The organism is Microbacterium sp. LjRoot45 (genome assembly GCF_964253325.1).
GTDB lineage: Bacteria > Actinomycetota > Actinomycetes > Actinomycetales > Microbacteriaceae > Microbacterium.
Window position 1 is genome coordinate 595997 of sequence record NZ_CAXUQM020000001.1, and the last position, 17526, is coordinate 613522.

Annotated in this window: 15 protein-coding genes; 9 read left to right on the plus strand and 6 right to left on the minus strand. The window is 71.1% G+C overall.

Features of this window, described 5'->3' with window-relative positions; genetic code table 11:
• Positions 1–11 precede the first annotated feature (11 nt).
• The 3 genes from ACSQ18_RS02645 to ACSQ18_RS02655 form a co-directional block, all read right to left on the minus strand.
• Positions 12–1199 carry an AI-2E family transporter gene (locus ACSQ18_RS02645; protein ID WP_436035520.1) on the minus strand — a complete coding sequence of 396 codons (1188 nt, stop codon included), beginning with the start codon at positions 1197–1199 and terminating at the stop codon, positions 12–14.
• Between the two features lie 170 nt (positions 1200–1369).
• Positions 1370–2671, minus strand: a complete 1302-nt coding sequence (locus ACSQ18_RS02650) for a threonine/serine ThrE exporter family protein (RefSeq protein WP_436035521.1) — start codon at positions 2669–2671, stop codon at positions 1370–1372.
• Between the two features lie 197 nt (positions 2672–2868).
• Positions 2869–3918 (minus strand): ATP-dependent DNA ligase, encoded by a 1050-nt coding sequence (locus ACSQ18_RS02655; RefSeq protein ID WP_436035523.1) that lies wholly within the window; start codon positions 3916–3918, stop codon positions 2869–2871.
• Between the two features lie 161 nt (positions 3919–4079).
• On the opposite strand from ACSQ18_RS02655, the gene ACSQ18_RS02660 reads away from it, so the two are divergent.
• Entirely contained in the window at positions 4080–4655 is a 576-nt protein-coding gene (locus tag ACSQ18_RS02660; protein ID WP_436035524.1) for a hypothetical protein, read from the plus strand.
• A 3-nt stretch (positions 4656–4658) separates the two neighbouring features.
• Here the strand turns inward: ACSQ18_RS02660 and ACSQ18_RS02665 are convergent, their stop codons facing one another.
• Positions 4659–5906, minus strand: coding sequence for an acyl-CoA dehydrogenase family protein (locus ACSQ18_RS02665; protein ID WP_436035526.1), 1248 nt, complete (start codon positions 5904–5906; stop codon positions 4659–4661).
• 96 nt (positions 5907–6002) lie between these two features.
• On the opposite strand from ACSQ18_RS02665, the gene ACSQ18_RS02670 reads away from it, so the two are divergent.
• Positions 6003–7196 carry a pyridoxal phosphate-dependent aminotransferase gene (locus ACSQ18_RS02670; protein WP_436035527.1) on the plus strand — a complete coding sequence of 398 codons (1194 nt, stop codon included), beginning with the start codon at positions 6003–6005 and terminating at the stop codon, positions 7194–7196.
• Here the strand turns inward: ACSQ18_RS02670 and ACSQ18_RS02675 are convergent.
• Positions 7177–7857 carry a TetR/AcrR family transcriptional regulator gene (locus ACSQ18_RS02675; protein ID WP_436035528.1) on the minus strand — a complete coding sequence of 227 codons (681 nt, stop codon included), beginning with the start codon at positions 7855–7857 and terminating at the stop codon, positions 7177–7179. The two genes, ACSQ18_RS02670 and ACSQ18_RS02675, sit on opposite strands and share 20 nt — an antisense overlap.
• 146 nt (positions 7858–8003) lie before the next feature.
• On the opposite strand from ACSQ18_RS02675, the gene sucC reads away from it, so the two are divergent.
• Together sucC and sucD are read left to right on the plus strand one after the other, a co-directional pair.
• Entirely contained in the window at positions 8004–9167 is a 1164-nt protein-coding gene (gene sucC / locus ACSQ18_RS02680) for an ADP-forming succinate--CoA ligase subunit beta (RefSeq protein WP_436035529.1), read from the plus strand.
• 11 nt (positions 9168–9178) lie between these two features.
• On the plus strand, positions 9179–10081 hold the full coding sequence (gene sucD, locus ACSQ18_RS02685; protein ID WP_144807186.1) for a succinate--CoA ligase subunit alpha: 903 nt from the start codon (positions 9179–9181) through the stop codon (positions 10079–10081).
• A 172-nt stretch (positions 10082–10253) separates the two neighbouring features.
• On the opposite strand, the gene ACSQ18_RS02690 is transcribed toward sucD, so the two are convergent.
• Positions 10254–11669: an NCS2 family permease gene (locus ACSQ18_RS02690; protein WP_436038377.1), complete on the minus strand. Its 1416-nt coding sequence runs from the start codon at positions 11667–11669 to the stop codon at positions 10254–10256.
• Between the two features lie 167 nt (positions 11670–11836).
• Here ACSQ18_RS02690 and ACSQ18_RS02695 point away from each other — a divergent pair, with 167 nt between their 5' ends.
• Genes ACSQ18_RS02695 through ACSQ18_RS02715 form a run of 5 tightly spaced genes read left to right on the plus strand, consistent with a single transcriptional unit; the run spans position 11837 to position 17336 of the window.
• Entirely contained in the window at positions 11837–13144 is a 1308-nt protein-coding gene (locus ACSQ18_RS02695; protein WP_436035531.1) for a cell division protein PerM, read from the plus strand.
• Positions 13068–13661: a phosphoribosylglycinamide formyltransferase gene (gene purN, locus ACSQ18_RS02700; protein ID WP_144807187.1), complete on the plus strand. Its 594-nt coding sequence runs from the start codon at positions 13068–13070 to the stop codon at positions 13659–13661. Before ACSQ18_RS02695 ends, purN begins: the two co-directional genes overlap by 77 nt.
• Positions 13662–13697: 36 nt before the next feature.
• Positions 13698–15302, plus strand: a complete 1605-nt coding sequence (gene purH, locus ACSQ18_RS02705) for a bifunctional phosphoribosylaminoimidazolecarboxamide formyltransferase/IMP cyclohydrolase (RefSeq protein WP_436035532.1) — start codon at positions 13698–13700, stop codon at positions 15300–15302.
• 55 nt (positions 15303–15357) lie between these two features.
• Complete coding sequence (locus ACSQ18_RS02710) at positions 15358–16857, plus strand: AlkA N-terminal domain-containing protein (protein WP_436035533.1); 1500 nt, start codon at positions 15358–15360, stop codon at positions 16855–16857.
• Positions 16854–17336, plus strand: a complete 483-nt coding sequence (locus ACSQ18_RS02715; protein ID WP_436035534.1) for a methylated-DNA--[protein]-cysteine S-methyltransferase — start codon at positions 16854–16856, stop codon at positions 17334–17336. The genes ACSQ18_RS02710 and ACSQ18_RS02715 overlap by 4 nt, the downstream gene beginning before the upstream one ends.
• The last annotated feature ends 190 nt before the right edge of the window (positions 17337–17526 follow it).

Consider the following 17526-nt stretch of genomic DNA (forward strand, 5'->3'; position numbering starts at 1 on the left):
GCCGAGAGCCGTCAGGCCGAGACGGCCTTCGAGACGGCCTCGCGGCGCTTCGGGCGCGCCCAGCGTGCGGGGAGGTCGGGGCCGTCCCACACCTGCACGATGCCCCACGCGACCGCGGCGATCGGTACGGCGAGAACGGCGCCGATGATGCCGCTGAGCACCGTTCCGATCGTGAGGGCGATGAGTACGACGAAAGCGTGCAGCTTCATCGTGCGGCCCATGAGGAGCGGTTGGAGCAGGTTGCCCTCGAGCTGGTTGACGAGCACCACGACTCCGATGACCATCAGGGCGACGAACCAGCCGTTCGCGACGAGCGCGACGAGGGCGGCGAGGATGCCGGCGACGGTCGCCCCGACGATGGGGATGAAGGCGAGCAGGAACACGAGGACGGCCAGGGGGATCGCCAGCGGCACCTGCAGGATGAGCAGACCGATCAGGATGCCGATGGCGTCGACCGCGGCGACGGTCGCCGTGCCGCGCACGTAGGAGCCGAGGGTCGTCACGGTCTTGTCGCCGATGCGCACGGCGCGCTCGTACTGCTCCCCCTGGAAGGGGCGGAGGAGGAACGCCCACATCTGCGGGCCGTCCTTCAGGAAGAAGAACAGCATCACGATCATGAGTACGAGCCCGGTGATGAAGTTCGCGACAGCGCTGACCCCCGCAAGGGCCCCCGAGCCGAACTGCGCACTCGTCACGAAGTCCTGGAGCGTCGCGACCCACTCGTCGATCTGCCCCTGATCGATGTCGAACGGCAGCGTCCCCACCCACGCGGTGAAGTCCTGCACGCCCTGCTGCGCCTTGGTGTAGAGCTCGTCCCACTGATCGCGCACGGCCCAGACGATGAGCCAGGACACTCCGCCCAGGATCAGGACGATCGCGAGGAGAGCCAGGAGGGTCGCGACGAGCGAGGGCACGCCACGACGGCGCAACCACGTCATGACGGGCGCGAACGCGGAGGCGAAGATGAGCGCCAGCACCAGCGGGATCGTGACGACGGTGAGCTGCTGGATGCCGAGGATGACGCCCGCCGTGATGGCCACGACGATGAGCACCTGCAGCGACCGGATCGCGAGGGTGCCGAGGCCGTCGCTCCACAGGCTCCAGGGCTTCCCGCCGGCCACGACGCCGACGGGGGCCGCGTGCGTGGTGTCGAGGCGGACGGTCTTCGGCGCGGGACGGAAGAGCTGGAAGGGAGCCATGAGTCGACGCTAGACGACGCCGGCTTCGTCAGAGAACACCTTGCGAACGTGGCGCATGGTGTGGTCACGTGCGCGGGGTGGCGGCCGATTGCGTCACTTTCGCGAGGTGGTGGCGGCCGCTTGCGTCACTTTCGCGAGGTCGCGAGGGGGCGGGAGGGGATGCCGGGGCGTCAGCGCGCGGGCAGCTGCCACTCGCGTTCGGTAAGCACGCGCGCGACGGTGAGTCCGATGGCGAGCGCGACGACGACGAACAGCGCCTGCATCCCGTTCTGGATCGCGGCGAGGGTGTCGCCGTCGATGACCCCCGCGATCGAGCGGTAGGCCGCTGCCCCGGGCACCATGATGAGCACGGCGGGCACCGTGAGGGTCACGCGGGGCGCGCGGAGGCGATCGCCGACGAGGAACGCGCCGAGGCCCACCGCGAGGGCGGCTGCGGCAGCGGCCACCGCCGGCATCAGACCGGCGTCGATGAGGGCGAGGCGCCCGACGTTCGCCGTCGCGCCGAGCAGGGCCGCGGCCAGGGCGATCGCCGGAGGCGTCGAGAAGAGCACCGCGAAACCGACCACGCCGACGATTCCGGCGGCGAAGCGCATGAGGGACAGCCACGGCTCGGCGAAGGCGGGGCTCGCCGTCTGCGTGACGGTCGCATCGAAGACCGTCGCGACGCCCCACACCGCCGTGCCCGTCGCCAGGAGGATCAGCACCGCGTACGTCACGCGCGCGATCCCGGAGTTCAGGTCGAGGCGTGCGAGGTCGAGCGCGCCCGTGACCAGCGGGAAGCCCGGCACGAGGAAGAGCACCGCGCTCGTGAGTGCCGCGTCGTGTTGACCCCCCGGCAGCCCCAGCAGGGTGAACAGCTGCGCGACGAGCAGGTAGACCAGCAGAGCGGTGATCGCCGAGGCGAACACGACGAGGAACTCGTTGATGCGCAGGCGGTGGATCGTCATGCGCACCGCCTGGCCGGTTCCCGCCGCGATCCCCACGGCGACGAACTCCTGCCACCCGCCGTTGTTGAGGAGCGCGAACGCGGCGCACGCGAGGGCGGCCGCGACGACGCGCAGTACGGAGGAGTACCGCCGCGGCATCCGTTCGATTCCGTCGAGACGCTCCTGCACGGCGGCGGCCGTCATGCCGGGGCGCAGGTCGTTGGTCAGCCGCTTGAGCGCGGTGAGGCGATCCGCGTCGACGGCGGGGGTGCGGATCTCCGCGACCCGCGTACGGAACATCTGTCCGCGGCTCGCCGTCGACACGATGTCCTTCATCCCGACGCGGGAGTGGAGCTCTTCGATCCCGACCGCACGCGCGGCGCGCGCCATACTGTCGCTCACCCGGGCCGAAGATGCGCCGGCGCCGAGCATGAGCGCGCCCAGCCGCAGGACGGCATCCGTGCGCGCGATGAACCCGACGGGCTCCAGCCGGAGCTCCGCCGTGTGGGTGGGATCGGGATCCGGCGTCCCGGATGCGTCGGCCATGCCTCGATCCTGGCATCCGGGATGCCGCATCGCACGACCGCGGAACCGGCATTAATCACGGCGAGCGGCGACGTCGGGTGGCGGCGGGGTGGGTAGCGTCGGAGACACGGAGCCGGACCCCCCCGACGGCTTCACACAGATTTCGGGCCCGTGAGTCCGGCCGCTGGAGTCCGGCGCCGACACGGGCCCGTTCTGTGTCAGTCGAGCACGTCGCCGAGGTCGTAGGCCGTGACCGTCTCGAGCTGGTCGAATGTGCACGAGCGCGCGTCGCGGTCGGGGCGCCAGCGCTCGAACTGCACCGTGTGGCGGAAGCGCTCGCCTTCGAGCTGGTCGTAGCGCACTTCGAGCACGCGCTCGGGACGCAGCCGCACGAACGACACGTCCTTGGATGCCGAGAAGCGCGAGCGATCGGTCTCTCCGACGACCGTCGCGCCCTCCTCGTCGCGCTCCACCAGCGGTGCCAGTTCGTCGACGAGCTCGCGGCGCCGCACGTCGCTCCACGCGGCGACGCCGCCGACATTGCGGATGCGCCCGTCGGCGTCGTACAGGCCGACGAGCAGCGAACCGACGCCCTCGCCGCTCTTGTGCACCCGGTAGCCGACGGCGACCACGTCGGCCGTCCGTGCGTGCTTGACCTTGAACATCGTCCGCTTTCCGGGTGCATACGGCTGCGCGAGCGGTTTGGCGACCACCCCGTCGAGTCCGGCGCCCTCGAACTCGGCGAGCCAGCGGTCGGCGAGCGCCGCATCGCGGGTCGTGCGCGTCAGGTGGATCGGGTGGGCGACACCGTCCAGCAGCTCTTCGAGCCGGGCGCGCCGCTGCCTGAACGGCTCGTCCTGCAGATCGTCGTCGCCGAGCGCGAGCAGGTCGAACGCGATGAACATCGCGGGGGTGGTCTCGCTGAGCAAGGCGACGCGGGAGGCAGCCGGATGGATGCGCTGGGACAGCGCCGACCAGTCGAGGCGCTGCCGCCCGGGCTCCCCGACCGCCACGACGATCTCGCCGTCGAGGAGGCACGGCCCCGGGAGGAGGCGTGAGAACGCCTCGACGAGCTCGGGGAAGTAGCGTGTCAGCGGCTTCGAGCCGCGCGAGCCTATCTCGACGCCGGTGCCGTCCCACGCGACGAGTGCGCGGAACCCGTCCCACTTCGGTTCGTAGGAGAGGCCGCCTTCGACGCGATCGGGGGCGGGGACCGCCGGGACGGACTTGGCGAGCATCGGTGCGGGGATCTCGTACACGGCATCCATCCTGGTCCGTCGCGGGGAACGGGGCGAGGGGTGGAGCCGAAGCGGACCCGAGAACGAAGCGGCTAAGAGCGTTCTCATGGCCGCTTCATGGCCGTCTCATCCTCGCCCGATGAACTGGGTTCACCGCCGGAACGGCTCCGGCGACGACGAGAGGACTCCCCATGAAGACGTCACGCATCCTGACCATCGGCACCGCTTCCGCACTCCTCCTGGTCGCCGCTCCGGCTGCCGCCATGGCCGCCGATGTCGTGCGCTCCGGTGACTACACGGTGGCGGCCGGCACCATCATCCGCGGCGACCTCGTGGTCACGGGCGGCACCGTCACCATCCACGGACATGTCACCGGAAACGTCCGCCAGAGCGGCTCCGGCGGGGTCGTCGTGGGCACACGTGGCGAGGTCGACGGCAGCGTCGTCGAGTCCGGCTCCGGCGGGGTCCGCGTGATCGGCGAGGTCGACGGCCACGTCTCCGAGCATGACTCCGGCGGCGTGTACATCGAGCGCTCCGGTGAGGTCGACGGCAACGTGACCGAGCGCGACGGCAACTCGCTCCACATCCACGGGTCGGTCGACGGCACTGCGCGCGAGACCGGCACCGGCAACCTCGCGGTGTTCCGCACCGGTGAGGTCGACCGCGATGTGATCGAGCGCGACGGCGGCAGCCTCATCCTCTACCGCGGAGCCGAGATCGAGGGTGCCGTCAGCGAGGGCGGGTCGGGGTCGATCGTCCGCCGCTGATCCTCAGGCGAACGCGCTCACTCCGGTGATGTCGCGTCCGATGAGGAGAGCCTGCACGCTCTCGGTGCCTTCGTAGGTGTGGATCGCCTCGATGTCCGCCATGTGCTGGATGACGCCGTTCTCCAAGAGGATGCCGTTGCCCCCCAGCAGATCGCGAGCCGTCGAGGCGATTCGCCGTGCCGCGCGCGTGTTGTGGTACTTGGCCAGCGACGCCTGCGTGGGGCGGAGGCCTCCCGACGTCTCGAGGTCGGCGAGGTGGCGGCAGTAGAGCTGCATCGCGGTGAGTTCCTCGAGCATCTGCGCCAGCCGCTCCTGGACCATCTGGAACCGGGCGAGCGGCTTGCCGAACTGCATCCGCTGGCCGGCGTACTGCAGGGCGGCCTCGTAGCACGCGGTCGCGTGGCCGAGGGCCGACCACGCCACACCCGATCGCGTCGAGTACAGCACCGTCGAGGCGTCGCGGAAGGTGCGGGCGCCCGGCAGCACGGCGTCGGCGGGAAGGCGCACGTCGTCGAGGGCGATGTGGGCCTGATGGATGCCGCGCAGCGCGCCCTTGCCGGTGATGACCGTGCCGGTGTAGCCGGGCGTGTCCTGCTCGACGAGGAAGCATCGGACCGCGCCGTGGTCGTCGGCGCCCTCGTCGTCGACGCGGGCCCAGACGAATGTGACGCCGCCCGCGGCGCCGTTGCCGATCCACTTCTTCGTGCCGCGGAGCACCCAGCCGCCCCCGTCATCGGCGGGCTCGCGCCGCGCGACGGTCTCGAGCGAGACGGAGTCGGAGCCGTGGTCGGGCTCGGTGAGCGCGAACGCGGCGGGCACCTCGGCGCGCGCGATCGGTCGCAGCCAGCGCGCCTGCTGCGCCGGGCTGCCGAAGAGCGCGAGCGTGCGCAGCGCGAGACCGCCCTGCACGGCGATCACGGTGCCGAGCGAGCCGTCGCCGCGGGACACCTCCATGTTGACGAGTCCGGCCGCCAAGGGGGAGAACCGGGTGAGGTCGGGGTGATCGATGCCGTCGTTGAGCAGATCGAGCTCGCCCAGGCGTGCCGCGAGGTGCAGCGGGTACTCCGCGGCATCCCACGCGTCGCGCATCTGCGGGCCGACCTCGTCGATGTAGGCCTGCGCGCGCTCCCACACCGCACGGTCCTCGTGGGGGATGTCGGCGAAGACGGCGTAGTAGTCGGTGCCGAGGCGGCCGGTGACGTCATACGACGCGACGGACTCGCCGGGGAGGGTGTCGGTGCGGGTGGACATTCCTTCAGAATACCGCCGTTGGAGATTCAGTGTCACCCTACGCGGTACGCAGTCTCATGTGATCCGACCGTCACACCGGGAGCGTAGCCTGGCCCGGTGCCGCACCTCAGCCCTCACGTCGCCCACGTTCCCGGAAGCGGCATCCGTCGCCTTTTCGAGATCGCGCTCACCCTCGACGACGTGACGTTCCTCGCCGTAGGGGAGCCCGACCTTCCCGTCGCAGACCACATCGCCGCGGCCGCGAAGACGGCGTGGGATGCCGGTGACACCAACTACACCGCCAACGGCGGCATCCCGCCCCTGCGCCGCGCGTTCGCGCAGCGGTTCGCCCACGACCGCGGGGTCGCCCTCGATCCCGAACGCGTCTGGGCCACGGTCGGCGGCACGCAGGCGCTGCACCAGGCGCTCGGTCTCATGCTCGATCCGGGCGACGAGGTGCTCGTGCCCGACCCCGGCTACACGACGTTCTCGATGAGTCCCCGGATGCTGTCGGCCATCCCTGTGGCCTACCCGCTTCGCGAGGAGGCGGCCTTCCTCCCGGAGCTCGACGTGCTCGAACGTCTCGTCACGCCGCGCACGCGCGTCATCATCGTCAACTCGCCGTCCAACCCGCTCGGCACGACCCTCGACGAGGAGAGGGCGCGCGGCATCCTCGACTTTGCTCGGTGGCACGACCTCTGGGTGCTCAGCGACGAGGTGTACGCCGAGCTCACGTGGGACGCGCCGCACGTTAGCCTCACCGCGCTCGATACGCGCGAGACCGGCGGTGAGCGCGTGGTCGGTGTGTTCTCGCTGTCCAAGACATATGCCCTGACCGGCATCCGGGTGGGGTTCCTCGTGGCGCCCCGCGACTGGGAGGGTCCGCTGCGGTCGGCTCAGGAGGCGATGATCTCCTGCCTCAACGCCCCGGCCCAGCACGCGGCCATCGCGGCGCTCGCCGGAAGCCAGAGCGGAGTCGCCGACGCGCGCGTCCACTACCGCGACAACCTGCGCGCTGCGACCGACCTCCTCGACGCGCGCGGCATCCGCTACCTCGAGCCGTCGGGCGCCTTCTACCTGTGGATCGACATGCGCCATGCCTCCGGCGGCGACGTCGCCGCCTGGACCGAGGACTTCCTCCGACGCGAGCGCGTCGCGGTCGCACCCGGTTCGGCGTTCGGGCCGTCCGGCGAGGGGTGGATCCGCGTCTGCGTCGCCGCGTCGCGCGCCGACCTGCTCCACGGACTGTCGCTGCTGCCGCACCCGCCCGCGGCGGTCGAGGCAGGACCGGTCACGTCAGCTCGGACTTGAGGCGACGCGCGATCTCCGCGGTGGGCATGCGACGCGGGAACGCCGCGATGACGAGATCGTCGGGGGCCGGAGTCTCGCCGCCGGGGTGCACGCCGAATCGGTGCATGAGGTCGTCGTAGGCGTCGGCGAGAACGGATGCCGGCACCTTCTTCGTGCCGCGCAGCAACCGCCGCAGCACGTGATTGTGCACCGCGGTGACCGCCGCGGAGAAGGCGACCGACTCCACCGGGTCGATGCCCGGGAGCGCTCCGCGCAAGAAGTCGTCGAAGAGGCGCTCATACTGGAACACCGTCACGATCTCGCGCTCCCGCAGCGCCGGCACTTGTCGCACGACGGAGTATCGACGGCGGGCCAGCTCGGGATCGGCGGCGAAGTGCCGGAACACCTGGACGGATGCCTCGCACACCGCGGCCCACGGATTCTCGTGGCCGTTCTCGTGCGCCGTGCTGAGGAACCCCCGCAGGCGCGCGAGGAGTTCGTCGTGATCGGTGAAGACGACGTCGTCCTTGCCGCCGAACTGACGGAAGAAGGTGGATCGGGAGACCCCCGCGGCCTGCGCGATCTGCTCGACCGAGGTCGCCTCGAACCCCTGCGTGGCGAACAGGTCGAGAGCGGCCGCAACGACGGTGTTGCGGGTGGGCGGGGGAGTGAGGTCACTCATGACGCCGAGCCTAGCGACGCCGAGACCGCCCGTGCTCCCTGAACGGGGCACTCAGTCGCACGTACTAGGCTGGGGGATTGGTCGATATCTCGACATCGAGACTTCTTCGTCCTCAAAACCCACCGTCGCCCAGCGAAGGATTGCACGTGGATCTCTACGAGTACCAGGCACGAGACCTGTTCGAAAAGTACGAGGTGCCGGTGCTCGCCGGCATCGTCGCCGACACCCCTGAGGAGGCGAAGGCAGCGGCCGAGAAGCTCGGCGGCGTCGTCGTCGTCAAGGCTCAGGTCAAGACCGGAGGCCGCGGCAAAGCCGGTGGCGTGAAGGTCGCCAAGACGCCCGACGAGGCGTTCGAGGCGGCGCAGGCCATCCTCGGCCTCGACATCAAGGGCCACGTCGTCAAGCGCGTCATGGTCGCCGCCGGAGCCCGCATCGCCAAGGAGTTCTACTTCTCGGTGCTGCTCGACCGCGCCAACCGCTCCTACCTCTCGCTCGCGAGCGTCGAGGGCGGCATGGAGATCGAGGAGCTCGCCGTCGAGCGTCCCGAGGCCCTCGCCCGGGTCGAGGTCGACCCGCTCGTTGGCATCGACGCCGCCAAGGCCCTCGAGATCGCCAAGGCCGCGAACTTCGACGACGAGCTGGCGCCCAAGGTCGCCGATGTGTTCGTCAAGCTCTTCCAGGTCTACAAGGGCGAGGACGCCACGCTCGTCGAGGTGAACCCGCTCATCCTCTCGGAGGAGGGCGACATCATCGCCCTCGACGGCAAGGTCTCGCTCGACGAGAACGCCGACTTCCGCCACGCCGGCCACGCCCTCCTCGAAGACAAGGAGGCGGCCGACCCGCTCGAGGCGAAGGCCAAGGCCAACGACCTCAACTACGTGAAGCTCGACGGCGAGGTCGGGGTCATCGGCAACGGTGCCGGCCTCGTGATGTCGACGCTCGACGTCGTCGCCTACGCGGGCGAGAAGCACGGCGGCGTGAAGCCCGCCAACTTCCTCGACATCGGCGGCGGCGCCTCGGCCGAGGTCATGGCCGCCGGTCTCGACGTCATCCTCGGCGACCCGCAGGTGAAGTCGGTGTTCGTCAACGTGTTCGGCGGCATCACGGCGTGCGACGCCGTCGCCAAGGGCATCGTCGGCGCGCTCGCCGAACTCGGCTCCAGCGCCTCCAAGCCGCTCGTCGTGCGCCTCGACGGCAACAAGGTGGAGGAGGGTCGCGCCATCCTCCGCGACGCCGCCCACCCACTCGTGACCCTGGCCGTGTCGATGGACGAGGGCGCCGACAAGGCCGCCGAGCTCGCCAACCTGTAAGGACTAGAGAAATGTCGATCTTCCTCACCAAGGACTCCAAGGTCATCGTCCAGGGCATCACCGGCGGCGAGGGCACCAAGCACACGGCGCTCATGCTGAAGGCGGGCACGAACGTCGTCGGCGGCGTCAACGCGCGCAAGGCGGGCACCACCGTGCTGCACACCGACAAGGACGGCAACTCGATCGAGCTGCCGGTCTTCGGCACCGTCGCGGAGGCCATTGAGGCCACCGGCGCCGACGTGTCGATCGCCTTCGTGCCGCCCGCGTTCACGAAGGCGGCGATGGTCGAAGCCATCGACACCGACATCCCGCTGCTGGTGGTCATCACCGAGGGCGTGCCCGTCGGCGACACCGCCGAGGCGTGGGCGTATGCGCAGAGCCGCGGCAACAAGACGCGCATCATCGGTCCGAACTGCCCCGGCATCATCACGCCCGACGAGGCGCTGGTCGGCATCACGCCGGCCAACATCACCGGCAAGGGCCCCATCGGGCTCGTGTCCAAGTCAGGCACCCTGACGTACCAGATGATGTACGAGCTGCGTGAGATCGGCTTCTCGACCGCGATCGGCATCGGTGGCGACCCCATCATCGGGACGACCCACATCGACGCGCTCGCCGCGTTCGAAGCCGACCCCGAGACCAAGGCGATCGTCATGATCGGCGAGATCGGCGGCGACGCCGAGGAGCGTGCGGCCGACTTCATCAAGGCGAACGTGACGAAGCCGGTCGTCGGCTACGTCGCCGGCTTCACCGCCCCCGAGGGCAAGACGATGGGCCACGCCGGCGCCATCGTCTCCGGCTCGGCGGGCACGGCGCAGGCGAAGAAGGAGGCCCTCGAGGCCGCCGGCGTCAAGGTCGGCAAGACGCCGTCCGAGACCGCCGCGCTCATGCGCGAGATCATCGCCGGTCTCTGAGACCAGACACCCGAGAGGGCCGGATGCCACGTGGCATCCGGCCCTCTCGTCGTTCCGCGGGGGAGCTGCCCGCGCTTCGCCGGCGCCATTCTGCGGGTCCGCGGCGTGCGCACCCGCAGAGTGGCGCGGTCGAAGCCCCGTCGGGCGCCTCGACGAGCGCCCGCAGCGGCGGTCAGCCGGCCAGCAGGGCCTCGATCGGACCGCGCGCGAAGAACACGACGAATCCGGCGGCGACGACCCACAGGAGCGGGCTGATCTCCTTCGCCTTGCCCGACAGCGACCGGATCACGACCCAGCTGACGAAGCCCGCGCCGATGCCGTTGGCGATCGAGTAGGTCAGCGGCATCACCGTCACCGTGAGGAAGACGGGGACGAGTGCGGACAGGTCGGTGAGGTCGACGTGACGGATCTGCGCCATCATCAGCGCACCGACGATCACGAGCGCCGCGGCCGCGATCTCGGTGGGCACGATCGTGGTGAGCGGCGTGAAGAACATCGCCAGGAGGAACAGTCCGCCGGTGACGAGGTTCGCCAGGCCCGTCTTGGCGCCCTCGCCGATACCCGCGCCCGACTCGATGAACACCGTGTTGGACGACGACGACGTGAGGCCTCCCGCGACGGCGCCGACACCCTCGACGATCAGCGCGGAGCGCAGGCGCGGGAAGTTGCCCTTGGCGTCGGCCAGACCCGCCTCGCGCGACAGGCCGGTGAAGGTGCCCATCGCGTCGAAGAAGTTCGTGAAGAGGAGGGTGAAGACGAGCATCGTCGCCGCGAGCACGCCGATGCGCTCGAACGAGCCGAAGCTGATCTGTCCGACCAGCGAGAGGTCGGGCCAGGAGACGAGCGAGCTGGGCAGCTCAGGCACCGACAGGCCCCACCCGCCGGGGTTCGCGACCTGCCCGTCGGCACCGATCTTCGGACCGAGGTTCCAGATCGCCTCGACGACGACGGCGGCGAGGGTGCCCGAGACCAGCGCGATGAGGATCGCGCCCTTGACCTTGCGTGCCAGCAGCACGGCCGCCAGGAGCAGCGTCAGGACGAAGAGGAGCGTCGGAACGGTGGCGATCGACCCCGCGACACCGAGACCTACGGGCGGCGAGTTCGCCCCCGTGGCCGTCACGAAGCCGCTGTCGACGAAGCCGATGAAAGCGATGAACAGGCCGATGCCGACCGTGATGGCGGTCTTCAGCGCCATGGGGACGGCGTCGAAGATGAGGCGCCGCAGGCCGGTGGCGGCGAGGAGGACGATCAGCAGACCGTTGATGACGATGAGGCCCATCGCCTCGGCCCACGTGACCTGACCGACGACGGCGACGGCGAGGAACGAGTTGATGCCGAGGCCCGCGGCGAACGCGAACGGCAGGCGGGCGACGAGGCCGAAGAGGATCGTCATGGCCCCGGCGGTGAGAGCCGTCGTGGCCGCGACCTGCTCGAACTGGAGCTGCGTGCCCGTGACGTCGACGCCGCTGGAGAGGATGATCGGGTTCAGGATGACGATGTAGGCCATCGCGACGAAGGTGACGAGGCCGCCGCGGACCTCCGCCCCGATCGTCGAGCCGCGCTCCGTGATCTGGAAGAAGCGGTCGATGCGCGTCGTGCTCCCGGTGGTGTCGGTTCGCGCGGTGTTCTCGGTGCTCGCGGTGCTCTGCGCGCGGGTGTTTCGCTTGGTGCTCAAGGGGGACCTCCATCGACGAAGGTAGCGCGCCCGCGCGCCCTCGGGGAACGCTCGCGACCGGTAGGTAGGGTCGAACCCGCATGAACCGCCTGCTCGTCGCCCTCCTCGCCGCCTTCGACGCCGTGATCGTCGTCGCCGTCGGCCTCGCCGCCGCACTCGCCCCGCTCACCGTGCTGTGGGTGTTCGGCGTCCCCGCGGCCGACTGGCAGGCGCTGTGGCCGGCCGCCGCGACGCTGTGGCAGGCGGGACACCTCGTGCCCCTCAAAGTGGCACTGGATGCCGAGTACGTGACGGCCGTCGGCATCAGCCCCGACGCGTCGAACTTCGTCTTCTCCCTCGCCCCGCTCGCCTTCACCGTGTTCACCGCGGTGTTCGCGGCGCGCTCCGGAGCCCGCGCCGCCCGCGCCGGAGCCTGGCCGGTCGGCGTCGCCGCGGGCGTCGTCGTGGTCGGGGTGCTCGCGACCCTCGTCGCGCTCACCTCGCGGCTCACTGTCGTCGCCGTCGACACCGTCGCGGCGATCGCGATCCCTGTCGCGGTGTTCGCCGTCCCCTGTCTGCTCGGTGCGCTCGTGACCGCCTGGCGTCACGGCGACGACGGCATCCTCGACCGGCTTCGGCATCGCCTCGACGTCGACGACACGGGCGTCGTCGAGGCGGGAGCGCGGGGCATCGCCGCGGCGCTCACCGGCATCCTCGGCGTCGGCGGCCTCGTCGTGACGGTGGCGGTCTTCGCGGGCGGCGGCCGGATGGTCGCGCTCTTCGAAGCCGCGCACGTCGACCTGATCGGTGTGATCGTCCTCGGGCTCGGCCAGCTCGCCTACCTCCCGACCCTCATCGTGTGGGCGGCGGCGTTCGCGTCGGGGCCCGGCTTCTCGGTCGGTCAGGGCACCGCCGTGGGCCCGGGCGGTACCGACCTCGGTGTCGTGCCCGGGGTGCCCGTGCTGGGGCTCATCCCCGAAGATCCGTCGCCGTGGCTCCTGCTCCTCGCGCTCGCCGTGGTCGCTGTCGGCGCGGGCGCGGGCTGGGTCGCGCGTGCGCGACTGAGAGCGGCGGATGCCGGGGAGCCGCTGCTGTCCCGGCTCATCGTCCTCGCCCTGGTGGTCGCGGGGGCTGCGGGAGGCGCGGCGCTGCTGGCCGTGCTCGCGTCCGGGTCGCTCGGGCCCGGTCGTCTGGCGCAGGCGGGTCCGTCGGCGGGGTCGTTCGCTCTCGCGGTGGCCGTCGAGGTCGCCCTCGGTGCGGCGGCGGTCCTGCTGTCGCCCCGGGCCGATTCCCCCGGCGAGGAAGCCGTGTCGTCGCCGGTAGACTGGGCCGGTGCTGACCCTGGCCGTGCTGATCTCGGGCACGGGTTCGAATCTTCGGGCCCTGCTGGAGGCGGCGAGCGACCCTGATTTCCCCGCCCGGATCGTCGTCGTCGGAGCGGATCGCCAGGCCGACGGGTTCGCGCACGCGGAGGCCTTCGGCATCCCGACGATCATGGTCCCCTACAGCGAGTTCGCCTCGCGGGAGGAGTGGGGCGCCGAGCTGCACGCGCAGCTGACGGTGTGGCGCCCCGACCTCGTGGTGCTGAGTGGCCTCATGCGCCTGCTGCCGGCCGCGTTCGTCGACGCGTGGGCGCCGCGCCTCATCAACACCCACCCCGCGTACCTGCCGGAGTTCCCGGGCGCCCACGGCGTCCGCGACGCGCTCGCGGCGGGAGCCACCCAGACCGGCGCGAGCGTCATCGTGGTCGACGGCGGTGTCGACACGGGGCCGATCCTGGCGCAGGAGCGCGTCGACGTGCTCCCCGGCGACACCGAGCACACCCTCCACGAGCGCATCAAGCCCGTCGAGCGGCGCCTCCTCATCGATGTCGTGCGACGCATCGCGACCGGCGACCTCGACCTCTCCGTCTACGACACCCACTGACACCCACACCCTGGCATCTCAGGACAAGGAGCCCCCATGGCCGGACCGACCATCGACCCTGCCCTCTACCGCCCTCGCGACCTCGTGCCGATCCGGCGCGCACTCATCTCGGTGAGTGACAAGACGGGGCTCCTCCCGCTTGCCGAGGCGCTCTCCGCCGCGGGTGTCGAGATCCTCTCGACCGGAGGGTCGGCCGCGCTCCTGCGGGATGCCGGCATCGCCGTGACCGACGTCTCGGAGATCACGGGCTTCCCCGAGTCGCTGGGCGGCCGCGTCAAGACGCTCCACCCCCACGTGCACGCCGGCCTCCTCGCCGACCTGCGGCTGGAAGACCACGAGTCGCAGCTCAAGGAGCTCGGCATTGAGCCCTTCGAACTCGTCGTCGTGAACCTCTACCCGTTCGTCGAGACCGTGGCCTCGGGCGCCACGGGCGACGCCGTCGTCGAGCAGATCGACATCGGCGGTCCCGCGATGGTGCGCGCGTCGGCGAAGAACTTCGCCAACGTCGCCATCGTCGTCTCCCCGGAGTCGTACCCGGCGATCATCGAGGCGGTCGCCGGCGGCGGCACGAGCCTCGCGCAGCGACGTGACCTCGCGGCGCGCGCCTTCGCGCACACGTGCGAGTACGACCGGGCCGTCGCCACGTGGTTCGCGGAGGAGACGCTGTCCTCCGACGAGCTGCCGCAGCACCTGACGGTGAAGGCCGAGCGGCTCGCGACCCTGCGCTACGGCGAGAACTCGCACCAGCGCGCAGCGATCTACACGCGCCTGGGCGGTCACGGCATCGCGCAGGCCACGCAGCTTCAGGGCAAGGAGATGTCGTACAACAACTACGTCGACGCCGACGCCGCTCTGCGCGCGGCGTTCGATCTCGTGAAGCCCGCCGTCGCGATCATCAAGCACGCGAACCCCTGCGGCATCGCGATCGGCGCGCCGAACGCGCTCGACCCGATCGCGTCGGCTCACCTGCGCGCGCACGAGTGCGACCCCGTGTCGGCCTTCGGCGGCGTGATCGCGGCGAACCGCACGGTCACGCTCAAGATGGCCGAGAACCTGCGCGACATCTTCACGGAGGTGATCGTCGCCCCCGATTTCGAGCCCGAGGCCCTCGAGGTGTTCAAGCTCAAGAAGAACCTCCGCGTCCTGCGGCTGCCGGCCGACTGGAAGCAGGAGCGCATGGACGTGCGTCTCGTCTCCGGCGGACTGTTGCTCCAGGATGCCGATCGGTTCCCCGACGAGATCGAGTCGGTCGCCAAGGACTGGCAGCTGGTCTCCGGCGACCGTCCCGCCCCCGAGGAGCTCGAGGGCATGATCTTCGCGTGGAAGGCGTGCCGCGCCGTCAAGTCCAACGCGATCGTGCTCGCGCAGGGGTCGGCCACGGTCGGCATCGGCATGGGCCAGGTCAACCGTGTCGACTCCTGCCGCCTCGCGGTGGAGCGCGCCGGTGACCGGGCGGCCGGGTCGGTTGCGGCATCCGATGCGTTCTTCCCCTTCGCCGACGGCCCGCAGGTGCTCATCGACGCCGGGATCAAGACGATCATCCAGCCCGGCGGATCGGTGCGCGATCAGGAGGTCATCGACGCTGCCCGCGCCGCGAACGTGACGATGTTCTTCACGGGAGAGCGTCACTTCTTCCACTGATCGCGATGTCCGATTCCCGCGAGCGGGTGTCGGTGACGCGTGCGAGAGTGGAGGCATGACCGGCCCTGCGATCACGATGACGAGCGCGACGTTCGACGAGCGCTACCGCGCGATCGACGCCCGTGACGCGCGTTTCGACGGCCAGTTCGTCACGGCGGTGCGCTCGACCGGCATCTACTGCCGGCCGTCGTGCCCGGCGCGCACGCCGAAGCCGTCGCACGTGACGTTCTACCCGACGTCGGCGGCCGCGCACGAGGCCGGCTACCGCGCGTGCAAGCGGTGCCTGCCCGAAGCCGCCCCCGGCTCGCCGCAGTGGGATCTCCGAGGCGACACGGCCGCCCGGGCCATGCGGCTCATCGCCGAGGGCGTGGTCGAGCGCGAGGGCGTGCCGGGCCTTGCCGCGCGATTGGGGTACTCGAGCCGGCATCTCACCCGCCTGCTGACGGCCGAGCTCGGCGCCGGTCCGCTCGCCCTCGCGCGCGCCCAGCGCGCACACACGGCGCGCATGCTGCTCGTCGGCACCGATCTCGCCGCCGCCGACGTCGCGTTCTCCGCGGGCTTCGCGAGCGTGCGGCAGTTCAACGACACCGTGCGCGAGGTGTTCGGGCTCACCCCGACCGAGCTGCGCGCCCGACGCTCGGCGAAGGATGCCGCGACCGCCGCGCCCGGGGCCATCGATCTCGTCCTGCCCCATCGCGGACCCATCGACGCCGACGGGCTGTTCCGGTGGATGGCGGTGCGGGCCGTGCACGGCGCGGAGGTCGCGACCGAGCGGTCCTTCGCGCGCACCCTCCGACTCGACGGCGGACCGGCCTGGTTCGAGGTGCGCCTCGACGCCGCGGGCCGCGTCCGGTTGCGCGCACGGCTCACCCATCTGCGTGATCTGGCGCCGCTCGTGGCCCGCGCCCGCCGCCTGTTCGATCTCGACGCCGATCCGCTCGCCGTCGACGCCGCCCTGGCCACGCATCCCGAGCTGGCCGCCCGCGTCGCCGCCGTGCCCGGCATCCGTGTTCCCGGCGCCGCCGACCCGCACGAGATGCTCATCCGGGCCATGGTGGGTCAGCAGATCACCGTCGCCGCCGCACGCACGGCGCTGACGGCGCTCACCGAAGCGCTGGGGGAGCGCGTCGACGCGTTCGAGGGAACCGATCGGCTCTTCCCGACGATGGCGGCGATCGCCGCGCACGGCGCCGACGTCCTCCGCGGACCGGGCGCGCGCATCCGGGCGGTCACCGGGACCGCCGAGGCGCTCGCGGCCGGCGAGCTGACCCTCACGACCGCCGACGACGGCCACGACCAGCGTGCGGCGCTACTGGCGCGGCCGGGCATCGGTCCGTGGACGGCCGACTACGTCCGCATGCGCGTCACCGGCGATCCCGACATCACCCTCCCCGGCGACGTCGCGGTGCGATCGGGGGCAGCGCTTCTCGGCATCCCTTCGGATCCGCGCGGCTTCGACACGTGGGCCGCGCGCACCGCGCCGTGGCGCAGCTACATGACCGCGCACCTGTGGCGCGCGCTCGACACCACTCCGCAGAACAGGACCTCGTCATGACCGCGATCATCCAGACCATCGACACCCCCGACGGGGCGTTCACGATCCTCGCCGACGCGCGCCAGCGGGTGCTCGCGTCGGGGTGGACCGCCGACGCGGAGGCGATCCTCGCACGACTGAGCACGCCCCCGCAGGCGCGCGAAGGCGAGACGGATGCCGCCGGCGCTGTCGCGGAGTACTACGGCGGGAATGTGGCAGCGATCGATGCGGTGCCGGTCGCCCAGATAGGCACCGCCCTGCAGCTGGCGGGGTGGGCGGCGTTGCGGCGCATCGCTCCGGGCGCGCCGCTCAGCTACACGGCGTTCGCCGCGGAACTCGGCCGACCCAGCGCCGTGCGCGCCGCGGCATCCATCTGTGCGCGCAACGCTCCGGCGCTGTTCGTGCCGTGCCATCGAGTGCTCCGGGGCGACGGCAGCCTCGGGGGATTCGCGTGGGGCGTCGAGGTGAAGCGGAGTCTGCTGGCGCGAGAAGCGGCCTGATCCGGCATCGGGTGTTGCGCTCAGCGTTTTCCCAGGCATAGGCTGGAGGGCTGTCGCGTCGTTCGCACGATGTGGCGGCGTCCCTGTCACCGACCCGAGGAGGAATCATGTCCCAGGCCATCGTCATCACGAAGCCGTCCTCCCTCGCCGTCGCCGGACGCGACCGGGCCTGACGCCCCGCTCCGCCTCA